Origin of the sequence: Corynebacterium sp. ACRQJ, from assembly GCF_022346045.1 — a bacterium.
In the GTDB taxonomy this organism is placed as follows: Bacteria; Actinomycetota; Actinomycetes; order Mycobacteriales; family Mycobacteriaceae; genus Corynebacterium; species Corynebacterium evansiae.
In genome coordinates, this window is record NZ_JAKRMT010000001.1 from 55,556 (window position 1) to 70,328 (window position 14,773).

The following is a 14,773-nucleotide window of genomic DNA, read 5'->3' on the forward strand; positions in this document are numbered from 1 at the left end:
AGAACTAGTCCAGAACTAGTCCAGGTAGTCGCGCAGCACCTGGGACCGCGACGGGTGGCGCAGCTTGGACATCGTCTTCGACTCGATCTGGCGGATGCGCTCGCGGGTAACCCCGTAAACCTGGCCGATTTCGTCTAAAGTGCGCGGCATGCCGTCGGTCAGGCCGAAGCGCAGCTTCACCACGCCGGCCTCGCGCTCGGACAGTGTGTGCAGCACATCCTGCAGCTGATCCTGCAGCAGGGTGAACGAGACCGCGTCGACGGCCACGACGGCCTCCGAGTCCTCGATGAAGTCGCCCAGCTGGGAATCGCCCTCGTCGCCGATGGTCTGGTCCAGGGAAATCGGCTCGCGGGCGTACTGCTGGATCTCCAGCACCTTGTCCACGGTGATGTCCATCTCGCGCGCCAGCTCTTCCGGAGTAGGCTCGCGGCCCAGGTCCTGCAGCAGCTCGCGCTGAATGCGGCCCAGCTTGTTGATGACCTCGACCATGTGCACCGGGATACGGATGGTGCGGGCCTGGTCGGCCATGGCGCGGGTGATCGCCTGGCGAATCCACCAGGTGGCGTACGTGGAGAACTTGTAGCCCTTCACGTAGTCGAACTTCTCGACTGCGCGGATAAGACCCAAGTTGCCCTCCTGGATCAGATCCAGGAACGCCATACCGCGGCCGGTGTAACGCTTGGCCAGGGACACCACGAGGCGCAGGTTGGCCTCCAGCAAGTGGTTCTTAGCGCGGCGCCCGTCGCGGTCGATTTCGCGCAGGTCGCGACGGTGCATCGGGGAGAGCTTCTCGCCCGACTCCTTGATCTCCTGCAGACGATAAGCGGCGTACAGGCCGGCCTCGATGCGCTTGGCCAGGGAGACCTCTTGCTCCGCGTTCAGCAGCGCGACCTTGCCGATCTGCTTCAGGTACGCACGCACCGAGTCCGCGGAAGCCGTGAGCTCGGCATCCTTTCGAGCCTGACGCAGCGCTGCGGATTCGTCTTCATCCCAGACGAAGCTGCCGTCCTTCTTGTCGTCTTCCTCGTCGGAATCCTCGGAGTCTTCGTCGTCCTCGTCATCATCGTCGAGGTCGTCGTCATCGTCCTCGAGATCGTCGAGATCCTCCAGGTCGTCGAGGTCTTCGTCCTCATCCATGTCCTCGAGCGCATCGAGGTCATCCGGAGCATCTGCGTCCTCGTCATCGTCGAAGTCGTCCCGTTCTTCTACGCTATCCGGCGCATCCTGCTGCTTGGCCGAAGTAGCGGCGGTGCCGGCTGCAGCTACGTCCTCCTCGAGGACCTCCTCAGCCGCCTTTGCCGCCTTGGTGCCGCGCTTCGCGGTAGTCTTCTTCGCCGTCTTCTTGGCAACCTTGCGCGTGGTCTTCTTCGCGGTTTTCTTGGTTGCCTTCTTGGCCGTCTTCTTCGCGGCCTTGCGCGCAGTCTTCTTGGCAGCCTTCTTTGCGGTTTTCTTCGCCGCCTTCTTTACGGGAGTGGACGCCTGCTCCTCCTGCTCGGCAACAGATTCAGCAGCCTTTGCCGTAGCCTTCCGCGCGGTGGCCTTCTTGGCAACCGTCGACTTCTTCGCCACCTTTCGGGCAGTTTTCTTCGCTGCCGTCTTCTTTGCAACCTTGCGCACAACACCCTCGGTGCTGTCTTCGCCGGTGGTGGTCGAGTCGTTCGCTGCCACGGAAGCCCTTTCACTCGTATTGCATGGTGCACTGAAATGGCCTCCCTAAAAGGCCACATTCCTAAAAGGAATTAGGGTGCACCGGGTTGCGGCATACCCGCAACCGGATGGTCTAGGAGGGTCGTTGAAACCCCTGCTGTGCTAATCGACCGCCCATTATAACTCAAATTGCAGCATGGCGTTGCAACCATCCCTGGTACGAAGCGGTTGCTTTCTAGCGGGTACTAGGGCTTGATGCCATCTTGTACGGCCATTGCAGCGCCGATAATGCCCGCCTGATTGCGCAGCTTCGCCGGGATAACTTCCTCTTCGACAGTCAGCAGCGGAACCCACTTGTCGGCCTTGCGAGAAATACCGCCGCCGACGATAAACGTCTTCGGGCTGAACAGAGCGCTGTAGGTGTGCAGAACCTCGTCCACGCGCGCGGCCCACTTCTTATAGGACAACTCCTCGCGATCCTTCGCCGCGGAGCTGGCATACCACTCGACGTCACCGTTCTCGTCGTGGGGCAGGTGGCCGAGCTCGGAGTTGGGGAACAGGTTTCCATCACACAGCATGGCCGAGCCGATGCCGGTTCCGAAAGTGAGCATCAGCACCGCGCCTTCCTTTGCGCTTTCCTCGCCGTACTTGACCTCGGCCAGTCCGGCTGCGTCGGCGTCATTAAGAACAGCGATCTCCCGCTCGCCGAGGTGGCGCTTGAACAGCTCCTGCATATCGGTATCGATCCACGACTTATCGATGTTCGCCGCGGAGCGAGCCTTCTGATCCTTGACCACGGCGGGCACCGTTACACCCACCGGGCCATCCCAATCGGCCATGTCCATCAGCTTGCGCACGACCTCCGCCACTGCATCCGGGGTGGAGGGCTTCGGGGTGAGGATCTTAAAACGCTCGGTGACCAGCTCGCCGGTGTTGAGGTCTACTACGGCGCCTTTCACACCGGATCCACCGATGTCTACGCCGAAACTCAGGTTCTGCTCTGCCTTGTCCTCAGTCATGCCCATAACACTACCTTGAAGATATTGGGCTGCGCTCGGCATCGGGGTCTAGCAGTCTGCCCCGTGGAAGGTGGCTGTGAAGAGTGATCAGGAATGGCAAGGTGGAGAACATGGAAAACACGGGTTCAGCAAGTATGAGCGCTAAGGCGCGTGAGGTAGCGACGATTCTCCAGCGGGCAGAATCCAACCAGGCGCCCCTGCGAGTGTTCGACGAGGTGTCGACGGCGGGGGAGGCTGGGGCGTCCACAAGAGAAAAAACCCTTAGCCCTGCCGACCTGGAGGCAGTAGCCCTCGAGGTGGCGCGCGAGGCGGCTGTCCTTATTCGACGCCGTCGTGGCGAACTCGCCGACGAGCACGGTCACGTCGGCGTGGTGGGGACGAAGACCTCCGAGGTGGATCCGGTGACGGAGGTAGACCAGGCCAGCGAGAAACTCATTACAGAGCAGCTGCTGCAGCGGGTGCCCGGATCCCGCGTGCTCGGTGAGGAAAGCGGCTTGAGTAGCGAGGACAGTGCCCCGGGGGAGGTTCTATGGATCGTCGATCCGATCGATGGAACAGTGAACTTCCTCTACGGGGTTCCGGCCTATGCCGTGAGCATCGCCGCAGTGGTGAACGGTCAGCCAGTAGCCGGAGTGGTGGTGGACGTGACAGGTCAGGTTGCCTATGTGGCTCATGCGGGCGGGCCGGCGCAGCGCTTGCAGGACAGTGCTGGCAGTGCCGACAGTTCCGATAAGGCCGCGGCCGATACCCTGCGCGTGGAACCGGCGGAGCAGGAGGCAGCGCCTGGTGGAGCACTGGGGAAGGCGCTGGTTGCAACCGGCTTTTCGTACGTGGCCGAGGATCGCCGCCGCCAGGCGGAGCGGCTGACCCGCCTGCTGCCGCAAGTCCGCGACATTCGACGGATCGGCTCGGCCGCACTGGACCTGTGCCGTGTGGCAAGCGGGGAAGTAGATGCTTACTTTGAACACGGGTTGGGTCCGTGGGATCACGCGGCGGGATGTCTGATTGCCGCGCGTGCCGGAGCGATCAGCGTGGCCCCGGATTACGACGTGACGAAGGAGGCGAAGGCGCTTGTATTGGCGGTGAAGCCGGGGGTGGCTGCGGAACTGGCTGAACTGCTGGTGGAATAGCCACGGGGGGATCCTTTTACCCCAATCGGGCGCCAGAGCGCGCGTGAAAGTGACAAGGGGTGTGCATGTGCTCTAGGATCCGCGAACAGTGAGACGAGTTAAGGCAATTTTCAGCCAGTCCCGCTGGCTGTTTTGCACTCCATCTGATCGACACAACCGACGTAAGTAAGGACCCCTAATGGCCACTGACTACGACGCGCCGCGCCGACGTTCCGAAGACGACATCGAGACCGACTCTCTGGAGGGCCTGAAGGCCGCCGAGAAGGCCGAGCCGTCCGTTTCCGATACGGATGATGGAGAGATCGTTGAGCCCTTCGACGTACCCATGGCGGACCTTTCTGGCGAGGAGCTGTCCGGTTCTGTAATCCCGCGCCAGAGCGACGAGTTCACCTGCAGCGTGTGTTTCCTGGTGCAGCACCGCAGCTGCATTGCAGAAACCGTTGCCGACGGCGAGTACATCTGCAAGGACTGCGCTTAAGCTGCATTAGTAGATCGGGCGACCAAGCTGCTCCAGAACCTCCTGAGGTTCCTTAGTGGAGATTAGCCAGTAGGGGGTTGGGTCGTCCGGATCGTCCAGGACGAGCATCGCCATCGTCGGGATCCAGTTCTTGTGCACAACATAGGCGGCCGGATCCAGCTGGCGGCCCATAGCGGCGCGCTTGGCGGTAGGGGGAATAACTAGGCTGCGGCTGACCACACTTGCGGGGAGTCTTGCCGGGCCGACATGCAACCAACGCTCGCCGGAGCTATCTTCCGTGACCTCCACCTTCGTGCGGGAGAAGTAAATAAGCGCCCACACTGCCAGCGCGCCGGAAACCACGAGGGCGACGTAGAAGGCCCACATCGGACGGCCCATTTGCGCCTGCCACGCAATGATTGCGACTACGCCCGCGGCGAACAGCCACCACACTAGGGGTACGCGCTGGTGCTCCGAATACAGCAGCTTTTCCTGCTGAGTGTCCGATGCCAATTGAATATCTCCTGATAGATCTGATCGCTTTGCGTGCTGCCTAGTAATTCTAGCCCGTGGGGGTTCGGACATCGTAACTTCGGTTGGGTACTTGTAGTCTTGGAGACCGTGACCCTTAAGCAAAATGGACAAACCGGAAATGACGCCCCGCTGCGTATCGTTCGCCTGGACAAGGAGCTGCCCTTGCCGCGCCGCGCCCACCCGACGGATGCCGGCATAGACCTCTACACGGCCCAGGATGTGACCATTGCCCCTGGGCACCGGGAGCTGGTCGGCACAGGCATCGCCATCGCATTGCCTGTAGGCACAGTGGGGCTGGTGCACCCGCGCAGTGGGCTCGCGCTGAAGAAGGGGCTTTCCATCGTCAATGCCCCGGGGACGATTGATGCGGACTATCGCGGGGAGATCAAGGTATGCCTGATCAACCTGGATCCTGAGCAGCCCATTGAATTGGCGCGCGGGGAGCGGATTGCACAGCTGCTGGTGCAGGAAGTCAGCCTGTGCGACGTCGAAGAGGTCGAGAGCGTAGAGCAACTGGGGGAGACCGTGCGGGGCGAGTCCGGCTATGGCTCCACTGGGGTTTAGACTCGCAACGCTTAGCTGCACTCGAAGTAACTTAAGAAGCCAACAGAAGACGGAGTTTTGAGATGTTTGGTCGCAAGAGTAACGACGACAAGAATCAAGTAGAGGAAGCTGTTCAGCCGCAGCAGGATCAGTCAGAAAACGACTTTGGCCCGTTTGACGGCGACACGGTGAACTTCCAGGACTTCGACTTCTCGGATTTTGCCGCGGGAGCTTTGGATCTGGGCTCCATGCTCATTCCGGTGCCGCACGGCGGTGAGGTCAAGGTGGATATGGGGCCGGAGGGGCCGCAGATGATTCACCTGGAGATCGACGGTGGGCGCATTACCCCGATTGCCTTCGCTGCACCGCGAAACGGTGACCTGTGGGCCGAATCTGTCGAGGAGACGGTCGCGGGCATGACGAAGGACGGCCTGGACGTTCACGTCGAGGACGGCCCGTGGGGCCAGGAGATCTGCGCGGTAGCCGGTGAGGGGCAGATGCGCCTGATCGGCGTGAACGGTCCACGTTGGATGTTCCGGGCGACGCTGGCCGGAGAGAAGTCCAAGGCGGACGAGTTGGCCAAGGTGGGCCGGGAGATCATCGCACGTACCTTTATCCGCCGCGGCAGCGACCCAATTCCGGCCGGCCAGCCTTTGCCGGTGTTGATGCCACAGGCCATGGCGGATGCTCTGCAGGAGCAGCTGCAGGAGCTGGCCCACCGCCAGAATGCCGAATCTCAGGGAGCTACCCGGAATCTGGGCGAGGATCTGCAGTAATGGCAGGAAAGACAGAGCCGCAACAGGGCGGCGATGCAGCCCAGGCCACCCTGCTGGAGCAAATGGGAGGCCTGTCCGGACTGGTCTCCTCCACGTTGCCCGTGCTGGTTCTGGTGCCGGTAAACAGCCAGTGGGGTCTGGGACCCGCGCTGATTTCTGCGCTGGCGGTTGCAGTGTTGATTCTGGTGTGGCGCGTAGCGCGCAAGGAGAACCTGCAGCCGGCGATCTCCGGCTTCCTCGCGGTCGCGCTGTGCGCAGCGATCGCCTGGATCATGGGGGATGCAAAGGGCTATTTCGCCTACGGCATCTGGTACTCGCTGGTGGCGGGCATCGCATCCATTATTTCGATCTTTGTTCGCTGGCCGCTGGTCGGCGCGGTATGGCGCGGCATCAATGGTGATGATCACCGCTGGCGCACGAACCGCCGAGCAGTGCGGGCCTTCAACATCGCCACCCTTGCGTGGGCCGTGGTGTTCTTCGCCCGCTTTGCCGTTCAGCAGTGGCTCTATGCTGGCGATAAGACTGACGCCCTCGGGTACACCCGCATCGCAATGGGATGGCCCCTGACGCTGGTAGCGGTGGCGGTCACCGTATGGGCAGTAAAGGCAGCGAACCGAGCGGAGGGGCGGCACTCGGAGAAGCCGGGCGAAGACGCGCAAGACCCAGCGCAGATCGAAGCGGAAAGCGTAGAAGAAGGTATCGAAGAGGTGGAGGCTGATGGGCGTCACTAAGAAGGAAGAAGTAGTGATCGACCTGGCGGGTCCGGCGAACGGCGGCACCGTGATCGGCCGACTGGACGGGCAAATCGTGTTCGTGCGCGGTGGACTGCCGGGCGAGAAGGATGTGACGGTGGCGCTGGATCCGGCGCGGAACTCGAAGTCTAAGAAAGGTTTCCGCAACGGCGAGGCTGTAGCCATCGGACAGCCGAGCCCCCACCGTGTGTCCCCGGCATGCCCGGCAGCGCAGGCTGGGGCTGGGTGTTGCGACCTGGATTTCGTGGACGCAGCCGGGTCGCTGGACTATAAGAAGCAAGTGGTGCTGGATCAGCTGGCTCGCGTGGGCAAGATCGATGCCGAATCCCTACAGAATGTCACCATCGATACCGAGAGCCTGCAGCCCTTCGCGGGCTCGCGCACGCGCGTGCGTCTGGCAGTGGACGGGGAGGGCAACGTCGGCCAGCGGGCACGCGGCTCGCACCAGGTGGTGCCCGTAGAGCACCCCTGTGCGCAGTGGAGCGAGGCGCTGCGAGAAGGGCTGGCCGAAGAAATCGAGCAGCTGCGAGCGGCCGGGAACTTGGTACCCAACACCGAGATCGCCGTTGCCGTGGCAGATGACGGCACTCGCAAGATGGTGCAGCTGCGGGGTAAAGCCACGGATGGTGCGGGCGAGATCCCCACCGTTTCCCGCACCGTGCACTTTGGGGTCGGCCTCGACCAGGAGTTCAACGTGCAGTGGGAAAGCCAGGTGCAGGACTTCTGGCAGGCGCACCGTGTAGCGCCGGAGTTCTACTCCGCCTGGATTGCCCGCCACATCCCGCCGGTGGCGCAGGGGCAGAAGGCTGAGGGGGCAAAGCCTAAGCAGTCGATTGCGTGGGATCTGTACGGCGGCGCTGGAGTATTCAGCGCGCCGCTATCCCGCAAGGCCGACCGAGTGGTCTGCGTAGACGTGGCCGGTAGCGCCAGCGAGGCAGGGGCACAGGCCCTGGCGGCGGCTGGCATCGACAATGTCGAGTTTGTCGGTGGCGATGTGGCGGGTCTGGTTCCCCAACTGCCAAGCGGAGGATCCGTGCACGCGGTGGTTCTGGACCCGCCGCGCACGGGCGCGGGCACGCAGACGGTTGCCGATATTGCCAAGGCCCGCCCGCGGCACGTCGTTCACGTGGGATGCGACCCGGCCACCGCCGCCCGCGACCTTTCAGCTTGGATCGACAACGGATACGCAATTAAGGAGCTGTGCGTGGTGGATGCCTTCGGCCTTAACCACCACGTAGAACTGCTGGCATATTTGGTTCCGGACCGCCGCGGTCGCGCAGGCTCTTAAACCCCGGTAGGGGATTCTTTCAAAACACTTGAGCGCAGTTAGAATGGACAGACAAAACATTCGGCGCGAGACATGAGGACGGAGAAGAGTAGTTTCACATGGGAATTCTCGATAGGGTGTCTTCGCCCGCTGACCTCAAGGGGCTGGACGCAGACCAGCTAGAGCAGCTGGCCGCGGAGATCCGCGAGTTTCTTATCCAGAAGGTCTCCGCAACCGGCGGCCACCTGGGACCGAACCTGGGCGTTGTAGAGCTGACGATCGCCATGCACCGGGTATTCGACTCGCCTTCGGACCCGCTGATTTTCGACACCGGCCACCAGTCTTATGTGCACAAGATCTTGACGGGTCGCCGGGACCTTTTCGACACGCTGCGTCAAAAGGACGGGCTCTCCGGTTACCCGGATCGGGCGGAGTCCCCCCACGACTGGACCGAGTCCTCCCACGCCTCGGCTTCGCTGTCCTATGCTGACGGTCTGGCCAAGGCTTTCGAGCTGACCGGCCAGGTCCACCGCCATGTCGTCGCCCTGGTCGGCGATGGCGCGTTGACCGGTGGCATGACGTGGGAGGCGCTGAACAACATCGCCGCCGCGAAGAAGCGCAGCCTGGTCATCGTCGTCAACGACAACGGCCGTTCCTATTCGCCCACGATCGGCGGCCTGGCCGAGAACCTGGCAGCGCTGCGCCTGCAGCCGATGTACGACCGGGTGATGGATACCGGCAAGTACGCCCTGGGTCGAATGGGGTGGGTGGGTGACCGCGCCTTCCAGGTGATTCACGGCCTCAAGGAGGGCGTGAAGCACACCGTCATCCCGCACGAGATGTTCCCGGAACTGGGGCTGAAGTACATCGGTCCCGTCGATGGCCACGACCTCAAGCAGGTCGAGAACGCTCTGCGCTACGCCAAGGACTACGGCGGCCCCGTGATCGTCCACACCGTCACACAGAAGGGCAAGGGCTTCGACCCCGCAGAGCAGGACGAGGCCGACCAGATGCACTCCACCGGCGTGATCGACCCGATCACCGGTGAGTCGATGGCGAAGAAGACCGAGGGCGCGATCAGCTGGACCAAGGTGTTCTCTAACCACCTGATCGACATTGCCAATGAACGTGAGGACATCGTCGCCATTACCGCCGCCATGGCTGGCCCGACCGGCCTGGCAGACTTTGCGAAGGTGCACCCCAGCCGCACCTACGACGTCGGCATCGCCGAGCAACATGCTGTGACCTCCGCCGCCGGCCTGGCTCTCGGTGGCCTGCACCCGGTAGTGGCCGTCTACTCGACGTTCCTCAACCGCGCATTCGACCAGCTGTTGATGGACGTCGCCCTGCTGAAGCTGGGCGTCACCATCGTCCTCGACCGCGCCGGCATCACGGGCTCCGACGGCGCCAGCCACAACGGCATGTGGGACCTGTCGATCACCGGCATCGTCCCCGGCATCCACGTCGCCGCCCCGCGCGACGCGCGCACACTGGAGCTGGCCCTCGACCGCGCAGTGGCCATCGACGACGCTCCGACTGTCGTGCGCTTCCCGAAGGGCAACGCCCCCGCCGACATCCCCGCCGTGCGCGAGGAGGCCGATTACGACGTCCTGTTCGAGCAGGGCGGAGAGCAGGCCGACGGTCGCGTACTCATTGTCTCTTTCGGAGCTCTTACGGACCAGGCTCTGGGGGCTGCGCAAGCTCTTTGTGACGCCAACTTCTCCGCCACCGTCGTGGATCCCCACTGGGTAGTTCCCACTGCGGATAGCTTGCTGGAGCTCGCCCGCGACTTCGACCTCATCGTGACGATCGAGGACAACGGCGTGCACGGCGGAGCGGGTAGCCGTCTGCACTACGACCTGTCCCAGGCAGGCATCGACGTGCCCGTCCGCAACCTGGGCGTACCGCAAGAGTTCCTGGCTCATGCCTCGCGCGGCGAGGTGCTCGAGGAGCTGGGCCTGGACGTGGAGACCGTCGCCCGGACCGTCGTGGGTTACGCGGAGAAGCTCTAGCCTGCGTAGACTGCCGCGACGGCAGGGGTGACAGCGTCGAGCAATAACTCCACCTGCCACGGTCGCAGCCCCAGGGCGGACCACTTTTCGCCGAGCAGTTCCTCCCACTCCGCGATCGGGTCATCGGCCCCATCTAGCGCGCTTGAGTCTTCGGCCTGCCAGCAGGACCAGGCAGCTTGGCGCAGATTTTTCCTGGTAACAACCGTGTCGAGGCGGATCTGCAGGCGATCCGCTACGTCATCGGCCGCGGAGAGAATCGCTTCGGAGTAGGCAGCCGCACGGGGGTATTCCTCCGGCCAGACCTTATGATCCGGGATGCCGCGCGTGGGGTTTCGCGGCGGCAGGAACTGTTGGGTTTCGAGGTCTTGGGTCTCGGACGTGAGGGCGTCCGAAAGAAGCTCGGCCATGTGCCTGCGAGCCCGAGGTTTCATGCGCGCCCGCGAGTGATGCAGGCAGGAGTTCAACTGCCGCAGCGCACCGGCGCGGTCGCGATCGGCACGGCCGGCGATGTCCACGAGGTCACGGCTGCGCAGGATGGCCTCCGGGGAGATGTCGCCGCGGCGGGCCATGGTGTCGCGGGATTCCCAGAGGTCGTGGGCGATCCGGCGGGGCAGGGCGCCGCGCAGAGAACTCAAGCCTTTCAGACTCGTCCAGTCGTTCGCGGACAGGGGAGAGGCGGATGCCAGCACGTGTGCGCACTCCTGGACATACCACTCGGTGCGACCCGCCTCGGTGAGGTCATCGAGGCAGTGTTCCAGTAGCTCCAGCAGCCATTCGACGTCCAGGGCGGCGTAGTTCAGCATCGCGTCGGTCAGCGGCCTGCGCGACCAGTCCGCGTTGCCTTTATCCTTGGGCACCTCAATGTCGAAGTAGGCCTCCAGCATGCCGGAAAGGCCGATGCGCTCGGCCCCGAGGATCTGCCCGGCAATCTGCGTGTCGTGCAGTACCTGTGGGTGCCAATCCAAGGCCAGCAGACATGGAAGGTCGGTGTGCGCGGCGTGGAGCACCCATTCGGCTTCGTTCACGACCTTGGCCATGCGACGGGTGGCTTGGGGTTCGGCCTCCGGATCAATCAGAAAGGTGCCGGAGCCGTGGCGACGCAGCTGGATCAGGAACGCGCGATCGTCGTAGCGGTAGGCAGAGGCGCGCTCCGTGTCGATGGCGATGGGGCCGTGGCCTGCGGCGAGTGCGCGGGCGGCTGCGTCGATGTGCTGCGGGGTATCCCGCAGTACCGGGGTGCCGGCGGCGGGGACAGAGACAAAACTCACGGCTCTAACGATACGTCAGCCCGCCGGTTACCTCGCCCCGGAGCCTCCCACCTGTACTAGAAGTTGTTTTACTAGGAGTCGTTGGCGGCCGCGGTGCCCGCGGGGCGGGCACCGAAAGCCAGGCTGGTCACACCCTCGGGCGGCAGGCCGGCGACGTTAGCCAGCACCTCCGCGAAGGCTTGGACGTGGCCCGTGAGGTCGGAACCGGTGGCGGTCCAGGAGGCGCGCATCTCCAGTTGGAAGGCGCGCGGTGGGCCGCCGATCTCTCCGTAGCGGACGGAAGCAGTAGAAGTCACCGTGCCGCCGAGGTCGGTGTATTCACAACTCGGGGAATCCAGCTGCTCCTTGAGCCAGTCCCATGCCACGTCCGGCAGCAGCGGGTCGGAGGCCACGGCGGCATCCATGTCCGCTTGGATGTAGGCGACCATGCGCATACGCTTGCCCTTCCATTGCTCTTCGCCCTGCGGGTCGTGGAGCAGGATCAGGCGGCCGAAGGCATCGCCGGCGGGGGTTCCGGTGCTGTCGTCGCTGTCCTCGTCGGCGGGCAGCACCTCGAGGCCGATGGCGTGGCTGAGGGGTGCGAGGTTGCGGGGCGGCCGGATGTCTCCGACGCTGATGCCGCGACGCACTTGTGCTTCCGACATGGAGCGCACCGCTTCGTGGAAGTACTCTGGGATCTCAGTCTCTTGGCTCACAAGGCCTAAACCTAGCCTTTAAGGTTTGTCGTGTTTGTGAGGCGCGCCGAGGGCGCTGGCATAATGGCATCTATGACGAGTGAGCCTATTGATTGCCCCATCCAAGCTGATACCGCTGCCGCCGAAGCGCGGCGTCGCGCCCACAAGGATGCGCCGTTCCTCGCCGCAGCGCGCGGAGAAACCCCTAGTCGCCGCCCGGTGTGGATGATGCGCCAAGCCGGACGCTCGCTACCGGAGTACCGCGAGATCCGTAAAGACTACGGAATGCTGGAATCCTGCTTTAACCCGGAGCTGCTCGCGGAGATCACCCTGCAGCCGGTTCGCCGGCACGACGCGGACGCGGCGATTCTGTTCTCCGACATCGTGGTGCCGCTCAAGGCCGCAGGAGTGGATCTGGATATTGTGGCCGGCCGCGGTCCCGTCGTACAGCACCCCGTGCGCACGGCAGAGGAGGTAGCTGCGCTGCCGATCGTGGAGAGCAGTCAGCTCGATAGCATCGTCGAAGGCATCGGCGGTGTGCTGGAGGGGCTGCGCGACGACCAGGTCCTCATCGGTTTCGCAGGCGCGCCCTTTACCCTCGCCTCCTATCTCGTTGAGGGTGGCCCCTCGAAGAACCACGAGGTCACGAAGGCCCTGATGTACTCGCAGCCGGATGTGTGGCATGCCCTGATGCGCCAATTGACGCCCACTATTATCCGCTTCCTGCAGGTTCAGGTAGAGGCTGGTGTGGATGCCCTGCAGTTGTTTGACTCCTGGGCCGGCTATCTGACGGCGCGGGATTACCGCGAGTTCGTCCGCCCGTACTCCACCGAGATTTTCAATGCGATGCGCGCCTACGGCGTGCCGATGATCCACTTTGGCGTGGGCACCGGGGAGCTGTTGGGCGACATGGCTCTGGCCGGCCCCGACGTGGTGGGCGTGGATTGGCGCGTGCCGCTGGATTCCGCCGCCACCCGCGTATCCGCCGCGTTGCAAGAGGCTAACCCGACGGCGGAGCCGACCACCCGCGCCAAGGCGCTGCAGGGCAACCTGGATCCGGCTGTGCTGTTCGCTGGTTCGGACGTTGTAGAGGCGCAGATCGCCCGCATCTGTGCCGAGGCCGACCGCGCCATCGAGCGCGGCCAGGCCCGCGGACACATCTTCAACCTGGGGCACGGGGTTTTGCCGAACACCGATCCCGATGCCATCACCCGCGCCTTCGAGGAGGTTCACAAGCGATGAAGGCCAACCAGTTTTCCTGCCACTTCGAGAAGCTTGACACGTCCGGTCTGGAGGAGCTGCGCGTCGCCGTGATCGGCGGCGGCATCGCGGGTCTGGCCGCGGCCTGGGAGCTGCGTCGCCAGTTGGGGCCGGGCGCCCGCATTTTGCTGACTGAGGCCTACGACCGCCTGGGCGGAAAGCTAAAGACGGTGAACTATGCCAACGGTCCGGTGGATATGGGAGCGGAGGCCTACATGGGCTTCCGCCAGGATTTCACTGAACTGGTTGAGTCCGTTGGGCTGGGGGACCAGCTGTGTGTGCCCTCTGGCCTGCCAAGCGGTTTCTATGTGGACGGTGCGCTGGTGGATATTCCGCGGCGCACGTTGATGGGCATCCCTTCCCGCGGCGCGGACGTTGCCGAGGTGGTGGGGCAAGACGGTGCTGCGCGCATCGACGCCGAGCGTAACGGGCAGCCCATGACCTGGACGCCGGGACAGGACACGTCAGTCGGACAGTTGGTAGAAGCCCGCCTGGGCCGCATTGTGGTCGACCGCTTGGTCTCCCCGCTGCTGGGCGGCGTGTATTCCTGCAACGCTTTTGACCTGGGAGTGCGTGCCACGCTTCCGCAGCTGGCGGCGGAGCTGGATCGCCGTGGCGCGGAGGGCCAACCGTTCTTCCTGGTGGATGCCATCGAGCACCTTCTTTCCCAGCGCCCCGAGCCCAAGGAGGGGGAGAATCCGAAGCCCGTCTTTCGCAGCTTGCGCGGGGGTTACGCCAGCCTGGTAGACGCGCTGGTGCGCCACGCAAATCCGGAGCTCCTGCGCAACACCGCAGTGGAATCCATCGGCCGCACTCGAGGCGGCTACTACATCGATCCCATCGGCGAGTTCGATGCCGTCATCGTCGCCACCCCGGCGCCCACTGCGTCGGCCATCCTGCAGTACATGGCTCCCACCGCCGCGGACGTGCTGGGTGAGATCGACCTCGCCAGCAGCGTAGTCGTCGGCATGCGCATGGCTTCTGCACACGGCATCCCGGAGCGTTCGGGCGTTCTTTTGGGAAGTGACGCCCCCACGGAGGCGAAGGCTTTCACGTTCTCGTCTCGTAAGTGGCCGCACCTGGCCGAACGCGGGGGAGCCATTGTGCGGGCTAGCTTCGGCAGCTTTGGCAACCCGTGGCACCTGGAGGTAGATAACCGTGCCCTGCTGAGCTTCGCGGTCGAGGATCTGGAGCGCATCACCGGCGAGCGGAAGACCCCGGAGGAGTATTTCGTGCAGCGCTGGTGGGGTGGCTTGCCGCGCTATGGCGTGGGCTACATGGATGCAATGTCCCAGGCCTACGACGAGGTACTGGGTATCCGCGGGCTGGCGCTTGCCGGTTCGATGCTCAACGGTGTGGGCGTGCCCGCAACCGCCGCCTCGGGCGTGGAGGCCGCGCGGGAGATCATCCGCGAGATGGCGTGATCCACCCCAC

Annotated in this window: 14 protein-coding genes; 9 read left to right on the top strand and 5 right to left on the bottom strand. The window is 63.9% G+C overall.

What is annotated here, in order from left to right; translation table 11 throughout:
• Nucleotides 1-15 precede the first annotated feature (15 nt).
• The gene (locus MHX52_RS00255) at nt 16-1,668 is read right to left on the bottom strand and encodes an RNA polymerase sigma factor (protein ID WP_239315955.1); all 1,653 of its coding nucleotides are present in this window, start codon (nt 1,666-1,668) and stop codon (nt 16-18) included.
• Between the two features lie 224 nt (nt 1,669-1,892).
• A complete protein-coding gene (gene ppgK / locus MHX52_RS00260) occupies nt 1,893-2,672 on the bottom strand; it encodes a polyphosphate--glucose phosphotransferase (protein ID WP_304504273.1) in 780 nt (259 codons plus the stop codon).
• 128 nt (nt 2,673-2,800) lie between these two features.
• Here ppgK and MHX52_RS00265 point away from each other — a divergent pair, with 128 nt between their 5' ends.
• Both MHX52_RS00265 and MHX52_RS00270 read left to right on the top strand, forming a co-directional pair.
• Nucleotides 2,801-3,796: an inositol monophosphatase family protein gene (locus tag MHX52_RS00265; RefSeq protein ID WP_239315957.1), complete on the top strand. Its 996-nt coding sequence runs from the start codon at nt 2,801-2,803 to the stop codon at nt 3,794-3,796.
• Nucleotides 3,797-3,974: 178 nt separating this feature from the next.
• Nucleotides 3,975-4,274, top strand: a complete 300-nt coding sequence (locus MHX52_RS00270; RefSeq protein WP_005295036.1) for a DUF4193 domain-containing protein — start codon at nt 3,975-3,977, stop codon at nt 4,272-4,274.
• Nucleotides 4,275-4,280: 6 nt separating this feature from the next.
• Here the strand turns inward: MHX52_RS00270 and MHX52_RS00275 are convergent, their stop codons facing one another.
• Entirely contained in the window at nt 4,281-4,766 is a 486-nt protein-coding gene (locus MHX52_RS00275; protein WP_049050499.1) for a DUF3093 domain-containing protein, read from the bottom strand.
• Between the two features lie 108 nt (nt 4,767-4,874).
• On the opposite strand from MHX52_RS00275, the gene dut reads away from it, so the two are divergent.
• From dut to dxs, 5 genes are all read left to right on the top strand, one after another.
• Nucleotides 4,875-5,351 carry a dUTP diphosphatase gene (gene dut, locus MHX52_RS00280; protein WP_049050519.1) on the top strand — a complete coding sequence of 159 codons (477 nt, stop codon included), beginning with the start codon at nt 4,875-4,877 and terminating at the stop codon, nt 5,349-5,351.
• A 62-nt stretch (nt 5,352-5,413) separates the two neighbouring features.
• Nucleotides 5,414-6,106: a DUF3710 domain-containing protein gene (locus tag MHX52_RS00285; protein WP_049050500.1), complete on the top strand. Its 693-nt coding sequence runs from the start codon at nt 5,414-5,416 to the stop codon at nt 6,104-6,106.
• Complete coding sequence (locus MHX52_RS00290) at nt 6,106-6,837, top strand: DUF3159 domain-containing protein (protein WP_049050501.1); 732 nt, start codon at nt 6,106-6,108, stop codon at nt 6,835-6,837. Before MHX52_RS00285 ends, MHX52_RS00290 begins: the two co-directional genes overlap by 1 nt.
• The gene (locus MHX52_RS00295) at nt 6,824-8,146 is read left to right on the top strand and encodes a class I SAM-dependent RNA methyltransferase (RefSeq protein WP_070487594.1); all 1,323 of its coding nucleotides are present in this window, start codon (nt 6,824-6,826) and stop codon (nt 8,144-8,146) included. The genes MHX52_RS00290 and MHX52_RS00295 overlap by 14 nt, the downstream gene beginning before the upstream one ends.
• Nucleotides 8,147-8,244: 98 nt before the next feature.
• The gene (gene dxs / locus MHX52_RS00300; RefSeq protein ID WP_049050503.1) at nt 8,245-10,137 is read left to right on the top strand and encodes a 1-deoxy-D-xylulose-5-phosphate synthase; all 1,893 of its coding nucleotides are present in this window, start codon (nt 8,245-8,247) and stop codon (nt 10,135-10,137) included.
• On the opposite strand, the gene MHX52_RS00305 is transcribed toward dxs, so the two are convergent.
• Nucleotides 10,134-11,405, bottom strand: a complete 1,272-nt coding sequence (locus MHX52_RS00305) for a ribonuclease D (protein ID WP_035003763.1) — start codon at nt 11,403-11,405, stop codon at nt 10,134-10,136. The genes dxs and MHX52_RS00305 overlap by 4 nt on opposite strands.
• Nucleotides 11,406-11,476: 71 nt before the next feature.
• Complete coding sequence (locus MHX52_RS00310) at nt 11,477-12,100, bottom strand: DUF3000 domain-containing protein (RefSeq protein ID WP_035003765.1); 624 nt, start codon at nt 12,098-12,100, stop codon at nt 11,477-11,479.
• Between the two features lie 63 nt (nt 12,101-12,163).
• On the opposite strand from MHX52_RS00310, the gene hemE reads away from it, so the two are divergent.
• Entirely contained in the window at nt 12,164-13,321 is a 1,158-nt protein-coding gene (hemE, locus tag MHX52_RS00315; protein ID WP_049050520.1) for a uroporphyrinogen decarboxylase, read from the top strand.
• Nucleotides 13,318-14,763 (top strand): protoporphyrinogen oxidase, encoded by a 1,446-nt coding sequence (hemG, locus tag MHX52_RS00320; RefSeq protein ID WP_239315958.1) that lies wholly within the window; start codon nt 13,318-13,320, stop codon nt 14,761-14,763. Before hemE ends, hemG begins: the two co-directional genes overlap by 4 nt.
• The last annotated feature ends 10 nt before the right edge of the window (nt 14,764-14,773 follow it).